The 18,101-nt window shown below is 49.1% G+C and carries 16 protein-coding genes; 4 read left to right on the top strand and 12 right to left on the bottom strand.

Going from position 1 to position 18,101, the window contains the following annotated elements; all coding sequences use genetic code 11:
• Position 1 precedes the first annotated feature (1 nt).
• A complete protein-coding gene (locus QOS07_RS01255) occupies positions 2-1,369 on the bottom strand; it encodes a threonine/serine exporter family protein (RefSeq protein ID WP_283587201.1) in 1,368 nt (455 codons plus the stop codon).
• Between the two features lie 85 nt (positions 1,370-1,454).
• Entirely contained in the window at positions 1,455-2,333 is an 879-nt protein-coding gene (locus QOS07_RS01250; protein ID WP_283587200.1) for a LysR substrate-binding domain-containing protein, read from the bottom strand.
• Positions 2,334-2,438: 105 nt separating this feature from the next.
• Here QOS07_RS01250 and QOS07_RS01245 point away from each other — a divergent pair, with 105 nt between their 5' ends.
• From QOS07_RS01245 to ttdB, 3 genes are all read left to right on the top strand, one after another.
• Complete coding sequence (locus tag QOS07_RS01245) at positions 2,439-3,440, top strand: helix-turn-helix transcriptional regulator (RefSeq protein WP_283587199.1); 1,002 nt, start codon at positions 2,439-2,441, stop codon at positions 3,438-3,440.
• Positions 3,441-3,666: 226 nt separating this feature from the next.
• The gene (gene ttdA / locus QOS07_RS01240; RefSeq protein WP_283587198.1) at positions 3,667-4,587 is read left to right on the top strand and encodes a L(+)-tartrate dehydratase subunit alpha; all 921 of its coding nucleotides are present in this window, start codon (positions 3,667-3,669) and stop codon (positions 4,585-4,587) included.
• Between the two features lies 1 nt (position 4,588).
• Positions 4,589-5,200: a L(+)-tartrate dehydratase subunit beta gene (gene ttdB, locus QOS07_RS01235; RefSeq protein ID WP_283587197.1), complete on the top strand. Its 612-nt coding sequence runs from the start codon at positions 4,589-4,591 to the stop codon at positions 5,198-5,200.
• 241 nt (positions 5,201-5,441) lie between these two features.
• On the opposite strand, the gene QOS07_RS01230 is transcribed toward ttdB, so the two are convergent.
• From QOS07_RS01230 to QOS07_RS01195, 8 genes are all read right to left on the bottom strand, one after another.
• Positions 5,442-7,064, bottom strand: a complete 1,623-nt coding sequence (locus tag QOS07_RS01230) for an alpha-amylase family protein (RefSeq protein ID WP_283587196.1) — start codon at positions 7,062-7,064, stop codon at positions 5,442-5,444.
• Between the two features lie 107 nt (positions 7,065-7,171).
• Entirely contained in the window at positions 7,172-7,960 is a 789-nt protein-coding gene (locus tag QOS07_RS01225; RefSeq protein ID WP_283587195.1) for an alpha/beta fold hydrolase, read from the bottom strand.
• Positions 7,944-9,368, bottom strand: a complete 1,425-nt coding sequence (citG, locus tag QOS07_RS01220; RefSeq protein WP_283587238.1) for a triphosphoribosyl-dephospho-CoA synthase CitG — start codon at positions 9,366-9,368, stop codon at positions 7,944-7,946. Before citG ends, QOS07_RS01225 begins: the two co-directional genes overlap by 17 nt.
• Before the next feature lie 105 nt (positions 9,369-9,473).
• Positions 9,474-11,012, bottom strand: a complete 1,539-nt coding sequence (gene citF / locus QOS07_RS01215; protein WP_283587194.1) for a citrate lyase subunit alpha — start codon at positions 11,010-11,012, stop codon at positions 9,474-9,476.
• A complete protein-coding gene (gene citE / locus QOS07_RS01210) occupies positions 11,002-11,907 on the bottom strand; it encodes a citrate (pro-3S)-lyase subunit beta (RefSeq protein WP_003713714.1) in 906 nt (301 codons plus the stop codon). The genes citF and citE overlap by 11 nt, the downstream gene beginning before the upstream one ends.
• Before the next feature lie 2 nt (positions 11,908-11,909).
• A complete protein-coding gene (citD, locus tag QOS07_RS01205) occupies positions 11,910-12,203 on the bottom strand; it encodes a citrate lyase acyl carrier protein (protein ID WP_283587193.1) in 294 nt (97 codons plus the stop codon).
• Positions 12,203-13,246: a [citrate (pro-3S)-lyase] ligase gene (gene citC, locus QOS07_RS01200; protein ID WP_283587192.1), complete on the bottom strand. Its 1,044-nt coding sequence runs from the start codon at positions 13,244-13,246 to the stop codon at positions 12,203-12,205. Before citC ends, citD begins: the two co-directional genes overlap by 1 nt.
• A gap of 22 nt (positions 13,247-13,268) precedes the next feature.
• Entirely contained in the window at positions 13,269-14,417 is a 1,149-nt protein-coding gene (locus QOS07_RS01195) for an NAD(P)-dependent malic enzyme (protein ID WP_283587191.1), read from the bottom strand.
• Positions 14,418-14,562: 145 nt separating this feature from the next.
• On the opposite strand from QOS07_RS01195, the gene QOS07_RS01190 reads away from it, so the two are divergent.
• Positions 14,563-15,510, top strand: a complete 948-nt coding sequence (locus tag QOS07_RS01190; protein WP_283587190.1) for a sugar-binding transcriptional regulator — start codon at positions 14,563-14,565, stop codon at positions 15,508-15,510.
• 155 nt (positions 15,511-15,665) lie between these two features.
• On the opposite strand, the gene QOS07_RS01185 is transcribed toward QOS07_RS01190, so the two are convergent.
• Both QOS07_RS01185 and QOS07_RS01180 read right to left on the bottom strand, forming a co-directional pair.
• Positions 15,666-17,087: a DASS family sodium-coupled anion symporter gene (locus QOS07_RS01185; RefSeq protein ID WP_283587189.1), complete on the bottom strand. Its 1,422-nt coding sequence runs from the start codon at positions 17,085-17,087 to the stop codon at positions 15,666-15,668.
• 39 nt (positions 17,088-17,126) lie between these two features.
• Positions 17,127-18,062 carry an L-lactate dehydrogenase gene (locus tag QOS07_RS01180; RefSeq protein ID WP_283587188.1) on the bottom strand — a complete coding sequence of 312 codons (936 nt, stop codon included), beginning with the start codon at positions 18,060-18,062 and terminating at the stop codon, positions 17,127-17,129.
• Positions 18,063-18,101: the final 39 nt, after the last annotated feature.

Genomic DNA, 18,101 nt, shown 5'->3' with positions numbered 1-18,101 from the left:
ATCATCCATTATGCCGCCACTTTGGATCGGTAAGAATCCGCGCGGTAATTAACCCTAATGGCAGGAAAATAACGATCATCAGTGCCTTTGTCAACCAGAGGGCACCGACACTAATAGAGGTCAAACCAATATTGTACATTGCCCGGTACATATACAATCCAGGAACCATAATCACGATTGATGGGACCGTAATTGAAATCTGTGGATACCGGACGTTCTTTTTCGCTACCCAGGCTAGTAGACCGGCAATCATTGCGCCAACAAAGGCGGCCGCACTCGCTGGCATATTAGTCAGATCAACCAGCTCTAGGCGGGTGGTGTTAGCTACCGCCCCAATTAAGCCGGCCAGTGCCGCCATCTTGGGCGTACTGTTAAACATAATTGAGAAGCCAAAGACCCCACAAAAACTTGCCGGTAAACGCAATAGCATATAGACCAGCGGCGTCAAGGCTAAGTGCGGGAAGTTTTCTGGCCGCAGGTTAACTGCCATTGCCACCACCCAGCCAACAACAGTGGCAACCACCACAATAATGGCCGCATAGGCTAACCGTTCGAGCCCCGACCGCATATCCAGTTTGGAAAGGTCCAGGCCACTGGTAATAAATGGGAAGCCGGGGATCACAAATAGCATCGCCCCAATGTATCCCGCTTCATGCCGGGAACTAACATCAAAGACCATCTGTAAAACGGTTAATGACAACAGGTAACTCAGGCAGGCAACCGCAACCGCCATCCCGATTCCAGCAAACATCGTAATGTGCCGGTCACCCATCTTCCGCCGAACAAAGTTACCAAGGCCGGCACCGATGAAACTGCAAACCATTTCAACGGGGCCACCACCAAGTAAAAACACGAAGGCGCTGCATGCGAGTGCTGCCGCCAAGGCAACTTGCCATGGTGCGTAATTTCCCTTTGAATGGGCAATATTTTCAAGGCGTGCGTGGATATCCCCAATCGTCATCTCATCACCATGGGCATCAAAGTCCCGGATAAATTGCTCCATGTGGGATAGCTTCGTCGTGTTAACCCCCGTTGTCGGCAAAGACAGCGCCTGGGTGTAACTGTGGTGTGCATCCATGCAAGTATATTCTAGTGAGACTAGCCCGATATCAACCGAGCAGGTCATTTTTAATTTGCGGGCAACGATGTTCATCGAGTCCCGGACTCGCCATGCCCCGGTCCCGTAAGATAACATCATCAAACCGATCCGGCCAACGATGGCGGCCCGTTCAACTAGGTTGGCTTCACTTGCTGGCGTAAAGTTATCATTAGTGAAAAAGTCGTGCCACGGAATGGCCATGTGGTGTTTCGTTGACAAATGGGGTGTTGGCTGAAATTTATCTGACAGCAACTCGTCTTCCTTGCTCATAGCTATCTGATCCTCCGTTTGCTTAAATCGTATCTTTTAATTCACAATTTCCATTATACGTCCCCTGTCAACTTTGCTAAGTAAATCACTTGATCTCCTTTAGGATGCTGATAAAGTGCTCTTCTTCCGGACTGAGGACATAGCCCTCCCGGATTGCAACCGAAATGGTGAATTTTTCGGGAATTGGGTCGTTAATATCAATCGACACGATTCCTGGTTCATTCCGGAGCGCATCCTTAACCATTAAACTGATTCCCTGGTTTTGCCGAACCAGCTCCTTTACCCAGGAAATGTTTGGCACCTGGTAAACAGTGGTTGCCGGCTTAATACCAGCATATGTACAGTACTCCTGAAAGGCAGCATGGTGAACATATTGCTGGTCAAAGTTAATGAACCGTTCATTGCCTAACTCCTTAAAGGAAACGGATTTGCGCTTTGCAAGGGGGTGTTTAGCGCTGGCAATAATTTTAAACGGCCGGGTAGTAATCAGCTCGGCATAAATTCCCGGCTGGTTAAGCAGGTTATTTGATCCCAGGACAGCAATGTCAATCTTGCCATCTTGCAATTCATGCAAAAGTTCATGTGAACCAGCTGAGGAAATGCGCAGCCGTTGGAGCAGGTCATCAGAGGTATTCTGAATAATCTTTGAAATATAGACCTTACCAATAATCGGCGGCAGGCCAAAGCGGATTTGGCGTTGGTTCGCCCGGTTAATTTCTTGGTGGGCAAGCTCAATCTTCTTATTGATCAGCTGGGCGTTTTCAAAGAGCATCATCCCGCTACGGGTGACCATCTCATCACGATGTACCTTGTTTTTCCGAATCAACCGCGTATTAAACTCCCGCTCCAGCCGCTGGATTGACTGGGTAATGGTTGGTTGGGAAACATTAAAGAGCTTGGCCACCTGGGTATAATTTTTATATTTAACTAAAGCGACGAAATACTGAAGATCCCGCGTGTTCATCGTCTTCATCCCCTTTACAACAATAATCTTACGCTAAAATCGAAGTAAATGAAAAGGAAAATTAATTAACCGCGCATTATAATAGGTAAAAAGGAGGCAACGACCGTGACACTTAATAAAGCAATTTCAACTTATTTCGACCAGCTCGTCTACGCAATCGGAAATTACCATTATAATTGGCACCCCGCAATCGAGCTGTTAATGGTGATCCGGGGACGAGTTATTGCTAACGTCGATGGCTACCAGTACGCACTAGGGCCGAATGACCTGTTGCTCATTAACGCCAACCAAGGACACGCAACGTTGGCTTCAACGCCAAATACGCTTGCTATCCGGACCCATATTGCACCGCGCTTTTTCCAGGAGCAAGGGGCCAGCCTCGCCAACGGGCAATTCAGCCTCAATAGTGCCCTGCTCCACAACCACCCCTTATACCCTGACTTACGGCGGGCGATCGCTAGCTATTACCTTTCTGATAGTGAATTTAGTAAGAATAGTGCCACTTTCCGGTTGGCCTCCCTCCTTTACGAACACTTCTTTATCGCTAGTGGTTGCGACCAAATACCTGCTGACCAGCAAAATGACCAACTGACCCAGGTTGCTAGTGACATCCAAAAGGACTACCAGAACGCATTGAGTTTAGGGGGCCTGGCGCAAAAGTACGGCTACTCAAAGACTTACTTTTCAAAGATCTTTAAACAGCACTTCGGTATTGGCTTTTACGAATACCTTACTCGTGAGCGTCTTCAGCACGCCCTTAGTGACCTTAATAATTCCGAACTTAAAATTGGCGATATTGCCCTTAATAACGGGTTTAACGAGATTAAATCGTTCAACCAGGCCTTTAAAAAGCACTTTGGTATCACGCCATCTGACTACCAAGGCAAGTTTTCGCCACAGCTAAGGAAGGTTGACCAAACTTTCCAGCAGCAACTTCCGCCGGACCAGCAGCAGGCGGTACGGGAACGTCTTGGTCACCTGCTTACCCAGGCTAGTGCCAACATCCCACCGGCTCAGGAATGCGTTGGCTGCTCCTATAAGGAAGACGGCCTCCGTTACCACCTATTGAAGAAAGAATTAAAAGAACTCCTTAATGATAAGAATTAACCTACCAATTTTTTAACACTAATTCCCTTATTAAAAGAAGTAAACGACCAGCAAGCTTGCAACAACGGCAACCTAGCTGGTCTTTTATTATTCCCTTCTGCACCTCCAAACAGGGGAACTAGAAAGCGTTGCCATTACTTAGCACGCATTAAATTACGTAACTAAGTCATAGCAGATTCGTGACAAAGATCACATACTTAGAGGTGTAATCAAGGAGGGAATTATCATGAAGTACACCTACACCGAACCCACTCTCAGTAAAAAGGGTGCCGAATTGCGTGACCTACTGGTTAAGTACCTGGACATTTTCAGCCACCGCTTACCAGATGATGTTTCAAAGAAGTTAGTTGAATTTTCAAAGATTGAAGTTGACCCACTGCAAAAGCTAGTTTACGACACCATGATGGAAAACCAACGGCTGGCCGCTGAAGCTGATGTTCCAAGCTGTCAAGATACGGGGACCCTACAGTTCTTCGTCAAGGTTGGTACTAAGTTCCCAGTAATCGATGAATTGAACGAAATCTTGGTTGACGCCACTTACCGTGCTACCAAGATTGCCCCATTGCGGACCAACGCGGTTCAAACCTTTGATGAATACAACACCAACATCAACATTGGTGATGGTATTCCGGGGATTTTCACCCAGCTAGTACCACACAGCTCAGACATTGAAATTTACCCATACATGGCCGGTGGTGGTTGTACGCTGCCCGGTGTTGCTAAGGTCTTAATGCCTGGTGAAGGTTACGAAGGGGTTACCCGTTTCGTAATGGACCGGATGACGACTTACGGGGTTAATGCCTGCCCACCACTATTAGTTGGTGTCGGAATCGCCACCTCTGTTGAAACTGCCGCAATGAACTCCAAGCTGGCCCTTCTCCGGCGGGTTGATTCTTACAACCCTAACAAGCGAGCCGCCAAGATGGAACACCTGCTAGAAGACGGGATCAATGCCATTGGCCTTGGCCCACAAGGATTTGGTGGCAAGAAGTCCGTCATGGGCGTTAACATCATCAATACTGCCCGGCACCCATCAGTTATCGGTGTTGGTGTTTCAACCGGTTGCTGGTCTCACCGGCGGGGCTTGATTAAGTTAGACGAAAACCTGAACTACGAATTACCAATGAACAAGGGAGTTGAATTATAAAATGAAGACATATCATTTAACGACACCAATTTCCGCTGACGACATTAAGGACATCCGGATCGGTGATATTGTTTACCTGACTGGGACCATGGTTACCGCTCGTGACGATGCCCACCGGCGGGTTGTTAAGGAAGGATTAAAACTCCCGGTTGATATTAAGGACAAGGCAATCCTGCACGCTGGTCCAATCATTAAGTACTTGCCAGACAATAAGTACAAGATGGTTGCCGTTGGTCCAACCACTAGTATGCGGATGGAAATGTTTGAAGAAGAGTTTGTCCACAAGACCGGTGTTCGTCTGATCATCGGTAAGGGTAGCATGGGTGCTGGTACGGCCCGGGCTTGCAAGAATGACAAGGCCCTGCAATTAGTCTACCCTGCTGGGAACGCTGTTTACGCTGCCAAGCACGTGGAAAAGATTGTCGACGCCCAATGGACTGACCTGGGGATGCCTGAAACTCTCTGGGTATGTAAGGTAAAGGACTTTGGCCCACTGGTTGTTACGATTGATACTAATGGTGATAACTTCTTTGACGCTAAGAAGGCCGAATTCAACAAGCGGAAAGAAGAACAAATTAAGAAGATTAGCGAACAAGTTCAGTTTATTCAATAAACTTGGTTGCAACATTTCACGAAAGGGAAGCTGTGACACAACCCTGGTTAGGGCCTGTATGGCTAGCATAGGACGATCGTTAGCACGGAACGGGCTAGCGATTGTCCGTAGCTAGACACTAAGGACCTGAGGTTGGGTCACGCGATATCTCTGTAATATTCGGAGCTAAAAAACAAGGGCTGTGGCAAAATTTAGTTTTGTCACAGCTCCTTTCGTTTTGAATCTTACGAACAAGCTTCGTTTAATGGGCAACCGAGTAAAACGGAATTGAACGCGGCGTATCATTGCTAAAGGAAAGACCAGCTGGTTCATACCAGTCATAGTGGCGGTCAACTTGCCCGTCAGACCAGTTAGCCGGGTAATCAATTAACTGCCAGTCAGTCGGGACAAAGTGCTCCTTTTGCTCAGCCGCAACCTTCATTAACTTATGCAACTGCTTTTGTTGCTCCTCTCCCATCAACCCCGGAATAGCGGAAATAAACAGGACTGTCCCGGATTCAGCTACAACTTGTGCCCACTGACGGTTGTAGTACCAGTCAATCTGGTCCGTAATACCTACACAGTCAGCATCGATGCTAAAGAAGGTCCCGTCCTGCGGTAAACGAAATGCTAAGGAGTTGATCCCCATCTGCCGGGTCCGCTCCCATTCTTTACCGCTAGTATCGTCGCCAACCCGGGCTAGTTGCATTAAGCCAGTTCCAAGGTGGCCCACTGTATTACATCCTAAAATTAAAGTATGGTAAGGCTTGGCGGCTTCAAAGATTGCCCGGTACAGCTTTTTAACCACTTCAGCATTTGTCAGTGAATGGTCCGCAAAGTTCCAACCATCCCGGCTGACAAATGGCCGCATCTGAAATCCCCAGCGGCCGAAAAGATCAAAGGTGGTAAAGTCATGCTTGATTAAGCGGTAGCCCCACTTGCACAGCTGGTCAACATCCCCCTTAACCTGGTCCAAAACCGCGGGAACTGTGGGATCTAGTGCACCATTAATTGGGTTCCGCCATTCATCGGGAATCAATTCACGGTGGTCAAGCAACGGACGGAACCAAATGCCTGGCTTGGCGCCCTTGTCAGTAATTGTCTTTGCTAAAGCTTCCATGTCCGGAAATGCTTCATTTCCCGCACGCCATGGGCCACCATTATAGCCGTCAATAACGTGGTCAACCTGCCAGCCATCATCAATAACCATGAACGGCCGGTTTTTAATTCCGGTGGTCAAGCCGACCAGATAGTCGGTATCGCTACTGATCTCACTAGCAGAACTCTTTCCGTATGCATAGTACCAGTTATTGCTCCCATATACCGGTTCTGCCGGAAGTACCGGGTGGGGGCTCATAACCCGGCAAAACTCTTTGGTGGCCGCAAACGAGCTTTCACCCTCATAAGAACGACTGACGATCGTTGCTAATTTCAGCTTGCGATCACCGAGCTCAACCCCGTTACCACCATTACGGACATCCATAATCAGCGTAATACCGGCAGGGTCGGCCTGCCAAAAGCAAAAGGCATTTGCTTGCGTCATTACCCCAAAGCCGGTGGTCCGTTGACCAAGGTTTACCATAAAGTACCACGGCATAATCCGGTTTGGCGTTAACTTTTGCCAGCCCATGTTGCCATAGCCACGCTCAACTTCATCCGCAAGAAACTGTGCTCGTGGGTTAAACTGGTAACCCCACCGTAGCTTGATTACGCTAACGGGAACCGTTGATTGCACACTAATATTTGCGCCTCCTGCATCCTGCTGGTATTGCAGGGTGGTCCCCGCAATCGTCATCATTGTGCCCGTAACCTTTTTGGAATTCATACCTTGACTATTTTTTACTGTGATAAACTGCGGTTCGACCGAAAATTCCTTGTTAACCATCCGAAAAACCTCCTCTTTTTGTCCCTACCCTTATTATAAAAGCGCTTACATAAAGAGGCTAGAAAAAAGAGACTGGAAAGAGATTAAGTTCTCTTCCCAGTCCCGCGTTAATGCTCAACTAAAAATTGATCCATAACTTCATTAAACTTTGCGGCCTGTTCAGCCATCACTACATGTCCCGTTTGGTCAACTGCCGCGTGACGAACATAGTTGGGATTTGCCTGGGCCATCACGTCAGCAAAGGCACCATCAAAGTAAGGACTCTGGTTGGCGGTTACTAGCAAAAGTGGTACCTGGGCCCCCTCAATTGCCGACCGCCAGTCCTTTTTGGCATGGTCATACAACAAGGGCAGGTTATCAGCACGGACAAAAGGAAACATTTCCTTCACCGGTGCCAAATGGTCAAGCACCTTCTTAGGAACCCCGTTTAAGGTCTCACGGACGTTTCCATGCTGCTTAAGTTTTAGCCGGTAAGAGGCCCGGGTAATATCCATGTAGCCATAGTGCCAACGGGGCGTGTTCAGCATCTTGGGCGACTGATCAACTGCAATTGCTCCCCGGAGAGGAAAGTCGGGATACTGTTTAATGAAGCCATAAATTTCCGCCGCCCCCATCGAATGACCAATTAAAAAAGGCCGTTCAATTTTTAAACCGACTAATAATTCGTGAAGGTCTGCAATCAAGTGGTCAAGAGAACCCAACCCCGTAGTGTGGCCCGACGCACCGTGGTTCCGTTGGTCATAAGTAATTACCTGGTAACCCTGCTTAACCAGTTCAGGTACTTGTAAGCACCAAATTTGCTGGTAACCACCGAAGCCATGAATTAGGACAACCGGTTCACCGCTGCCCTCAACCTGGTAGTTTAATTCGACCCCATCACTAGTCCGAAAGTCCATCTGCCAACTCCTCCTTTACGAGCGTTAAGAAGACCGTCACAATTACTAAATCAGCTGTCCCACCAAGGCTCAAGTGCCGTTTAGAGAATTCTTGCTCAAGTTTATTTAATGCTGCCCGTCCCGCAGCCGTGGTAATTCCCCCGGCAGCTAGACATTCGTCAACCTGCTTATCTTTCCACTTCAAGATTGACGGGTTACCCGCCCGCTTAACCAGGGTTGAGTCTTCGGTGTAACGAGCAAGTGTCAACATGGTCTGGACAATCCGGTTATTCCGGTTGCCTTTCGTTGCGGACATTGCCGGCAGGCCGTAGTCAAAAACAGTTGGGTATCCGGCCTGGGCTTCACCACGGATGCCGGTCAAGCCGTACTTTTTATACTGCTTTTCCCCCGCCGTCTGTTCATCCTGTGCCGGCAACTTCCCCATATCATCTTTAACCAGGTCCGCCAGCATCTTCTTTACTACTTTCTGGACATCATTTAACGCAACGTGGCCTAAGCGCCGCCAGCTATCGGCTACCGCCATTACCAAGATGCCGAGTGAAAATACGGCCCCCTTATGCGTGTTAACGCCCTTCGTTGCTACAAACATCTCACGTTCGGCCACCTTGCCAAACTCGCGGAGCTCCGCAAACATTACCGGGTAGTCATCACTAGTAGCCTGCAGGCCCAGGTCGGCAGACTGCTTTAGGTAGCGGTGCAGTGATAGAGAACTGTTAACAAAGGTAAAGGCATCCATGTCTGGATGGGCACCATGCTCGACCGGGTCAACTAGGCCAGGTTTAGGCCAGGCCATCATCTCGTAGAGTAATGCTCGCTGGGCAAATTGAACCAGGCGGTCACTAACCTCGGCCCGTTGCTCACTTGCTAACGCACTAACAATCAGCTTATTGACGGCCGTCTGCAGTTCTTCAACGGAGTGCCGGCGAGAACGACCACACTCCTTGGCAGGTCGACCACAGACGAAGCAGCGGCGAGCCGGTTGGCCAGACTCAGTCCGCGACAGTGGCTGCACCTGTCCATCCCGCTTTACTAGTACGTCTAGGTCAAAGAGGCGGTGGCTTGGGGTAGCCTCCTCAAATTCACTCGTCTGCCCCTTAACAGTTGTTGCAGGTGCTTTAACCAGGTAAAAACGTTCCGGGCCGGTCCCGGCATCAAGCCACTGGCCCTTCTGGTAAAAGAGTACTCCCGCAGCCAGCCACTGCTTTTCTAGTCGTTGGAGTTCCATAACGAAGAAGCGGGTAATCGCTTGGTTATTCTTAATTGGGCCGGGAATATTGAGTTTAGCAGCCACCACCGTCATTGTCGGGTAGTCCGCAACTAACTTCCGTTGGACGGCCGCCCGGTGGTCCTTATTTGCCAGTACCGCTGGAATGTCTTGGGGTTCCCCCGTTGCAAAAATATTCTTCATCATGGACTCCTTTTATTTTTACTATACGAATAGTGTATGTATAAAAATGGGCGAAGTCAAAACGCTCCGCCCACTTTTTATTTGCATTATGTGTTTAACGACGAACTAGTCCTTAATTTGCTTTACTTCGTCGATCAGGGTACCGTCACGGTATTCAACGAGGGCCACGGTCCGGTCGGTGTATTCAATCGGCTTTGGCTTACCAACGATCCCTTCGGCCCGCTTTTGCAGTTCGTCAATTGAAACCAGCGGAATGCTTGGGGCCTTCTTGAAGGCTTCAATCAGGTCCTTGCGGGCTGGGTTAACAGCAACCCCAACTTCAGTAACCAGGACATCGATGGATGAACCTGGCGTCGTGATGGAGTTAACGGCTGGAACAACCGTTGCAATCCGGCCACGGGTCAGTGGTGCAGAAATAATCGTCATCTTAGCAGTACCAGCATCTTGATGACCACCAACGGCACCACGGATCACACCGTTGGAACCAGTCAAAACGTTAACGTTGAAGTCCGTGTCGATTTCCAAAGCGGACAGGATGGCGATGTCTAATTGGTCCACCATGGCACCCTTGTTATCAGGGTCAGCGTACCATGAACCGTCGATTTCGGTTTGGCCAGGGTTGGACTTCATGCTGGAAGCGGCACCCTTATCAAAGTCTTGCACATCCATGACCTTCTTAACCAGGCCTTCTTCAAGGAGCTTAACGATTGGTGAAGTCGTCCCACCACAAGTGAAGGAAGCCTTGATGTCGTTATCTAACATGGATTGACGCAGGAAACGGGTAACGGCCAGTGAAGCACCACCAGTACCAGTCTGGAAGGAGAAGTTATTCTTGAAGTATGGTGAATTAACAATAACGTCGTTAACCATCTTAGCAATCTTCAATTCCTTTGGATCCTTGGTAAACCGGGTTGCACCACTACCGATCCGGTCGGGGTCACCGACCTTGTCAACCTTAACCACGTAATCGACTTGGGTCTGCTTAATGGAAGCTGGCGTGTTCGGGTAGTCAACAATGGTATCAGTCAGCAGAACCACCTTGTTGGCGTATTGGGCATCAACCAGGGCATAGCCGAGGGAACCAAGGGCGGATTCACCTTCCATCCCGTTGGCGTTCCCCATCCGGTCGGCGTTTGGTACACCCAGGAAGGCCACATCAATCTTAATGTTGCCGTTTTCGATGGAACGAGCACGGTTACCGTGGGAACGGAAGATTACCGGGTTCTTCAATAAACCGTGTGATACGGCTTCACCCAGGCTGCCCCGCATCCCAGAACTGGTGATGTTGGTAATGGTTCCGGCCTTGATAGCTTCGATAACCTTATCGTTCATAACCCCAGTCAGAGAAGATGGGGCCAAGGTTAAGTCCTTGTAACCCATCTTGATGATCTTGTCCATCACCATGTTGAAGACATAGTCCCCGTTACGGAAGTGGTGGTGGAAGGAGATGGTCATACCGTCCTTCAGGTTGTCCTTAATTACTTGGTCCAAGGAGTCAACCAGCTTATCGTCACCCTTAGTAACCCGGACATCGTGGCCCGTGTAGTGAACAGTTGGGTGGCCGATTTCAGTAGTTTCGAATGGCTTGTAGTTAGTTGAGTTTAAAATTTCGTCTGAGATTTCACGACCGACATTATTTTTCAATGTATTCACCCTCCTCATTAATCAGGTTGGAAGCCTTGGCTAAGCGGATTACCCGTTGTGCACGCAATACAACTGGGCGGTCAACCATTTGACCATTCATGGAAATAACACCAGAACCCTTTTGGTGTGCTTCTTCGATCGCTGCTTCAACGTCCAAGGCGTTTTCAATTTCCTTCTTGGTTGGCTCGTAAACCTTGTTAACCCAGTCAATTTGCCGTGGGTTAACCAGTGACTTACCATCAAAGCCAAGTTCGTGGATGTGTTCAGTTTCCCGTTGGAAGCCTTCAACGTCATTCATGTTGGTAAAGACAGTATCGAAGGCCGCAATCCCAGCGGCACGAGCAGCATGAAGGATCATGTTACGGGCAAATTCAAGTTCAGCACCATCTGGGTAACGGTGAGTCTTCATGTCAGTAGTGTAGTCTTCGGCAGAGAGGGCTAAACCAATCATCCGGTCAGTACTTGCGGCGATTTCAGGGGCATTCAAAACCCCCTTAGCACTTTCAATTGCGGCCATTACGTGGGTAGAACCGGGTTCACGGCCAAACTTCTTTTCTGCTTCTTCAACGACCTTCACTAAGTCGAGCATCATCTGAGCAGATTCAACCTTCGGCAAACGAACAACTTCAATGCCGGCCTTAACCATGGCATAAACATCGTTCTTGAAGTATGGCGTGTCAATCCCGTTGACCCGGACAACTAATTCAGAGTCACCGTAGTCTTGGGTTTGTAAAGCTTCGTAAACCAGCATCCGTGCGGCATCCTTTTCTGACATGGAAACAGAGTCTTCCAGGTCAAACATAATGGAGTCAGCACCGTAGATACCAGCATCCTTAACCATTCCGGCGTTGTTACCCGGAACAAACATCATGGTCCGACGTAAACGTTCTTCCATTATTAAAATACCTCCCAGTCTGGTTGATCCGTAGTTTCCAGGGCGCGTTGTGCAGCAGCCATGGTCCGTGCCTTTACAACACAGTCCAAGGCACCCTTGTCAACAGCCTTAACTTCGGCATTGTCAATTCCGTAGGCAGCCAAAGTGTCAGTGATCACCTTGCGGATTTGGTCGCCATAAAGTTCGTCAACTGAAGAATCAAGGTCGATATCGATGCCATTACTACCCTTGCTCAAGGTAATTTGGATATCGGATGATTCCAGAGTTCCTGCTAATGCAGTCTTCTTAATATCCATTATTCTAAACTTCCTTCCTTAATGCGTGCTCTGAGATCAGACCAGTTATCTTGAATAAATGAGAGCGTCGTTTGTGGAACGTAATTTTGCACCACCGCTAATTCATCATTAGCAATCGCTGCTCGTACCTTCGTTGCCGAAATCACGTCATCAGCCGCGTTACTGGCGCGGTCAACGATCTTAACCTCAACATCAGGTGGTAGAACCCTAGTTAATTCTTCGTTGTAAATATCAGTTGTTTTTGAAAATGGCTCGCTCCCCACGTACCGCCGGGTAATGTGGAGCGGCTGGGCGACCTGTTGCTTAAACAGTTGGGCATCAAGGGCCGCCTGAAAACGGGCAACGTCTTGGTTATCCTTTAAGAAGTAGGCCGGGAAGGTCGCGTAGGAAACCATGTAGTTATCACCCGGCACCACCGTGACGTTGGCCAGGTCACGACACCCGCCTTTAACCAGCTGAAAGCGTTCGGCAAAGGTAAAGAGGGATACTTCCTGACTAACTACGAAAACGTAAACGTGGTCGTTTTCCTCGCTTGCCCGTTCAACTAAGTAGCGGTGACCGTTGGTAAAGGGGTTAGCGTTCATCACAATCCCAGCAATCCGGCTGTTAGCCTGGTCACTAAAGTGGGGGAGGCCCTTGATGTAGTCGTGAACATCTGGGGTACCGGCTTCTAAGATTGCGCCATCGGCTACCTGGGCCAAAACGTGGAAGCCAACATAGCCAAAACTTTGTACATACTGAGGTTTGGTAAAGACAAAGAGGTGGAAACGTCCCATCGTGGCGGCTTCGTTGACTAACTTACTGACCAGCTGGTTGAAAGTTTCACCATGCCCCTTAACCCTTGAGCACACCGCAATGTACTTCAAGACGTTGCCGGCGATTGAACCAGTGGCCATGATTTCACCATCGTCCTCCCAGACGAAGGTCCGTTCCACCTGGCTGGTCTCCTTAGGTGAAAACTCGGTAATTCCAGTTTTCTCCAGGAACTTTCGCCACTTGTTAAAATTGCGTTTGATATTGATGTTGATCTCACGAACTTCCATCAACGCCCCTCCTCGTTTTTAATTACTTACTTGCCGCGTAGTCCTTAACCGCTTGGGCAACGGTATCCACCACACCCTCGTCAAAGACGCCGGGGACGAAGCGGGCAGCCGTTGGTTCAGGGACTAAGCTGGCGATTCCCTTGGCAATCGCCGTTTCCAGGCCAAAATCCACCTTGTTCAGGTCGGTCGCCAAAAGGCCCTTGTAAAGGCCTGGGAAGACTAAGATATTGTTAACCTGGTTCGGGTACTGGCTCGAACCGGTAGCCATGATCTTAACCCCCGCCGCATGCGCCACTTGAGGGTCAATCTCGGGCTTCGGGTTGGCCAAAGCGAAGATGATTGGATTATCAGCCATCATCTTGACCTGGTCAGCGCTTAAGACATCCGCGTCGGAAAGGCCGATGAAGACGTCCCGACCACTAACTGCTTCGTCGAGGTTTGCATAGGCAGTTTGATCGCTGCTTTGCTTAACCAGGTCGGTTTGATAGTGGTTATATTCCTTACTGTCAGCGTGTACCGGGCCGTTAATGTCAACGAAGGTAATGTTCTTGATACCAGCGGCAAAGAGTAAGCGGGCGGTGGCAACACCAGAGGCACCAACACCATTGATGACCACTTTTAAGTCGGTCAACTGCTTACCAGCCACCTTAGCCGCGTTAATCAAGCCAGCCAGGACCACGATCGCCGTCCCTTCTTGGTCATCATGGTAAACCGGGATATTGACTTCCTTAGCCAACTTTTCCTCAATTTCAAAGCAACGGGGTGCTGCAATATCTTCGAGGTGGAAACCGGCAAAGGATTCCTGCATGTTCTTTAAAGTTGTAACCACTTCATCGGGGGAAACTTGCTCCACCGTTAACGGGATGGCGTTAACACCGGACAGGTCCTTGTATAAAAGGGCCTTCCCTTCAACAATTGGCAAGCCACCGGCCGGGCCAATGTTACCAAGACCCAGGACCGCTGAGCCATCAGTAACCAGGGCTACCAGTTTCCCGCTCATCGTGTACTTATCCTTTAATTCGGGGTAACGTTCGATCAGCTTAGAGATGACGGCCACGCCTGGCGTGTAGGCTTCCCCTAGTTCCTTCTTATTGTGAACCGCAAATTCGGGTGAAATTGCCAACACACCACGGTGCTTAGCATGCAGTGACAGTAATTCTTCATCCTCCATTTATCCATCCTCCAATCACTACTACCATCTTACAATATTTTTTAAATATTGCAAATAAACGCGGTAATTTTTAAATATTTAAAATTGTAACTAGTAGAAAATGCTATAATCGAGAATAAATAACCGAAAAGTAGGTGAACATTTCATGGATGCAGAACATACCCAATTATTGGCGGACCTCGCTCAGGACTACTACCTCAGCAAAATGGCGATCAGTGATATCTCCAAGAAGTACCACCTCAGTCGCTACCTCATTATGAAATACCTTGATGAGGCCCTTGCTTCCGGAGTGGTCAGCATTAACATCCATACTAACTACGACCGGAATGCCAAGCTCGAACAGGCTTTAAAACAACAATTTAAGATTAAAAACCTGTTTGTCATCAAGGACCCTAGTAACCCCTTAGACCGGGACGAAATTATCGCAACCTTCGCCGCTAACCAGGTGCAGTCGCTAATCAGCAACTGCCAAGTCGTTGGCCTCACCTGGGGAGAAACGATCTACACCATGCTCGACCACTTTAACAAGCAGACCGCTAGTAAGTTAACCTTCACCCAGTTCATGGGCGAAAACATGAAGTACCACTCGTCGGCCGCCTCGATGCGGATGGTCCAAAAGGCCGCCGCCAGATACGACGTCCCCTACCGGACGATCCCGGGACCCTTATACGTCTTAAATGACCAAGCCCGGCAGACCCTGTACCACGAGCCCGCCTTCACGGCTGCGTTTGCCGCGGCCAAGCGGATGGACCTAATCGTCTGCGGTTTGGGGACGCTCCAGTCAATCAACAGTATCCCCGCCTGGCATGACCATATCCAGGAGATTTTTCCCGGCGTCGACCTCCGGCAGATTGCCGGGATGGCATTTGGCCGGCCCTTCGATATCAATGGACACTTCCTGGTCGCCCCAGAAAACGATAAAACCCTGTCAATCGCCTTGCCAACCATCGAACAGGTTCCCCGGCGGGTGGCAATTGTCCAGCGTAAGTCCAAATTTCAAGCGGCCATGGGCGCACTTGAAGGTCAGCTCTTTACAGACATGATCCTGACCGAATCGGTTGCCCTGCGGATTACCGAAGCGTTTGGAATTTAAGCGGCGCCAGGATCAAATTAAAACATTTAAACGCCAACGTGGCTGGTGAAAAACTAAAGAGGTTTTTCCCAGCCACGTTTTTTAATTACTACTGGAAAACAACCTAATAAATTAATTTCATTCAGTAGCAAACAGCTTATTTAAGTTAATACATCTTACCAAAGGCCGATCATCTTCATCCATAGTGAACCGATAATTCCGTAAACTAAGAGGTAGAAAATCCCCATTACGAAGTTCATCTTCCACCATTCGGATTGGGTAACGTAACCTGAAGATGACAGAACGGAAGCTGGCCCGTTGGCGTAGTGAGTCGTTGAACTCATGAATGCCGACGTGAAGGCCAACAGCATTGCGGCTAACATCGCCGGTGCCCCGGCAGCAATGGCAACTGAAACGAATGCTGCATACATAGCAGTAACGTGGGCCGTTGCACTAGCAAAGAAGTAGTGCGCGTAGAAGTAAACGACCATCAGGACAACCATTACCCAGACCCAACTGATACCGTGCAATGCGGAACCAATGGAGCCAGAGAACCACTTGATAAAGCCTAATTCAGACAGTTGGTTAGCCATGTAAACCAGTACGGATAACCAAATCAACACGTTCCAAGCACCGGTTTCCTTTAGGATATCCTTGGTTTCCAGCACACCCGTAATCAACAGAAGGGCGATTGCCAAGAAGGCCACAAAGGTTGCGTCAATTGCCGGAACAAAACTCGTTAACATCCACAAAATCAGCGTCAGGATGAAGATCAGGCCCATCAGCTTTTCAGACAGCTTCATTGAACCCATGTCCTTCAATTCCTTGTCAGCCCATTCCTTGGCGTTTGGCGTTTCCTTGATTTCCGGTGGGTACATCTTGTAGATGATGTACGGCGTCGCAATCAGACAGATTACACTTGGCAAGACACCGGCAACGAACCAGCCCAACCAGGTAATGTTAATGTGGAGCGTCTTAGCCAAGGCCACGATAACCAGGTTTGGCGCCATGGCAGTCATGAAGGTTGCGGACGTGATCAAGTTACTGTGGAATTCGGAGAAGACTAAGAAAGAACCAATCTTTTTCCGGGTTCCCTTCTTCGGGTCTGACCCGTAAGTTTCCGCCAGTGACTTAACGATTGGGTAAACAACCCCACCGGCACGGGCGGTGTTACTTGGGATCGCTGGAGAAGTAACCAGGTCGATCCCCATGATTGAGTAAGCCAACCCTAAGCTCCGGTGACCGAAGTTACGGACGAAGACCAGGGCGATCCGCCGCCCCAAGCCGGTCTTAATGAAGCCCCGGGAAAGCATGAAGGCCATCGCAATCAACCAAGCAGAGGAGTTACTGAACGCCGTCAGTGCTTGCTTCATTGGTGACAGACCCACTAGGACCATTACCGTGAACCCAACTAGGGTTGTCCCGGCAATCGGTAGGGGTTGCGTGATACATCCAACAATCGTGGCTACAAAAATGGCAAACATGTGCCAAGCGGCGAGGGAAACACCGTCTGGCCGAACTGGGCCACAGAACCACAGAATTAATCCAATAACGAGTGGCCAGGCCCAGGCCTTAGCCTTGAATTTTGCTAATTCCATTATCTTTTCTCTCTTTCTTATTTACCTAATACTAATCAATTACAGCTCGACGCCGTCAAGAACTTCCTTCATCTTGGCAGCCGAGTGTTCCATCTTCTTACTCTCTTCTGCTGACAGGTCGTGTTCCAGAACCTTAACGATCCCACTAGTATTAATTACCGCTGGTACCCCTAAGTAAAGGTCCTTAACGCCGTATTCCCCATCTAATGGGGCGGAAATTGGCAGGGTGACGTTGCGGTTTTCCAAGATGGCCTTAACAATGTAGGCTAAGCACTTGGCAACCCCGTAGAAGGTCGCGCCCTTGCGAGAAATAATCTCGCCACCACGCTTCTTAACGGCTTCTTCTAAGGCCGCGTAGTCGTCTGCGGTTAACTCGGTCGCCGTCTTTAGGGGTTCACCATTGACGGTTGCTTCGTCAAAGGCCGCAAAGGAAGTATCACCGTGTTCACCCATGATGTGAGCATCAATTTCGCTTACCGGTACGTCCAGCTTTGCGGCTAACAGAACGTTTAAGCGGGCACTGTCAAGCGATGTCCCCGTTCCAATAACCCGTTCCTTTGGGAAGCCGGACAGCTTCTGCGTTAAAGTGGTCAGGATGTCAACTGGATTGCTAGAAACCACGAAGATCCCGTGGAAACCACTGTCGACAATCGGCTTAACGATCGTTTTCAAAATCTTGACGTTCTTGTTAACGAGGTCTAACCGGGTTTCCCCTGGTTTACGGGGTACCCCCGCCGTGATTACCGCGATATCCGCATCACTAGCATCAGCGTATTCACCAGCCCGAATAATCGTTGGTGATTCTAATGGGGTAATGTCTTGCAGGTCCATGGCATCCCCCCGTGCCTTTTCCTTATTAAGGTCAACGATTACCAATTCATCTACTTCTTGAGTCGTTTGTAATAACGAGTAAGCAAATGAAGAACCAACCGCACCATCACCAACTAGGACAACCTTGTGGCGACGTTTAATCATACAGAATTCCTCCCTGAATGAGAATTAAATAATTGCTTG

Origin of the sequence: Limosilactobacillus viscerum (assembly GCF_947387525.1) — a bacterium.
In the GTDB taxonomy this organism is placed as follows: domain Bacteria; phylum Bacillota; class Bacilli; order Lactobacillales; family Lactobacillaceae; genus Limosilactobacillus; species Limosilactobacillus viscerum.
The sequence above is the reverse complement of the archived record's forward strand: the minus strand, read 5'-3'. Positions and strand labels throughout refer to the sequence as shown.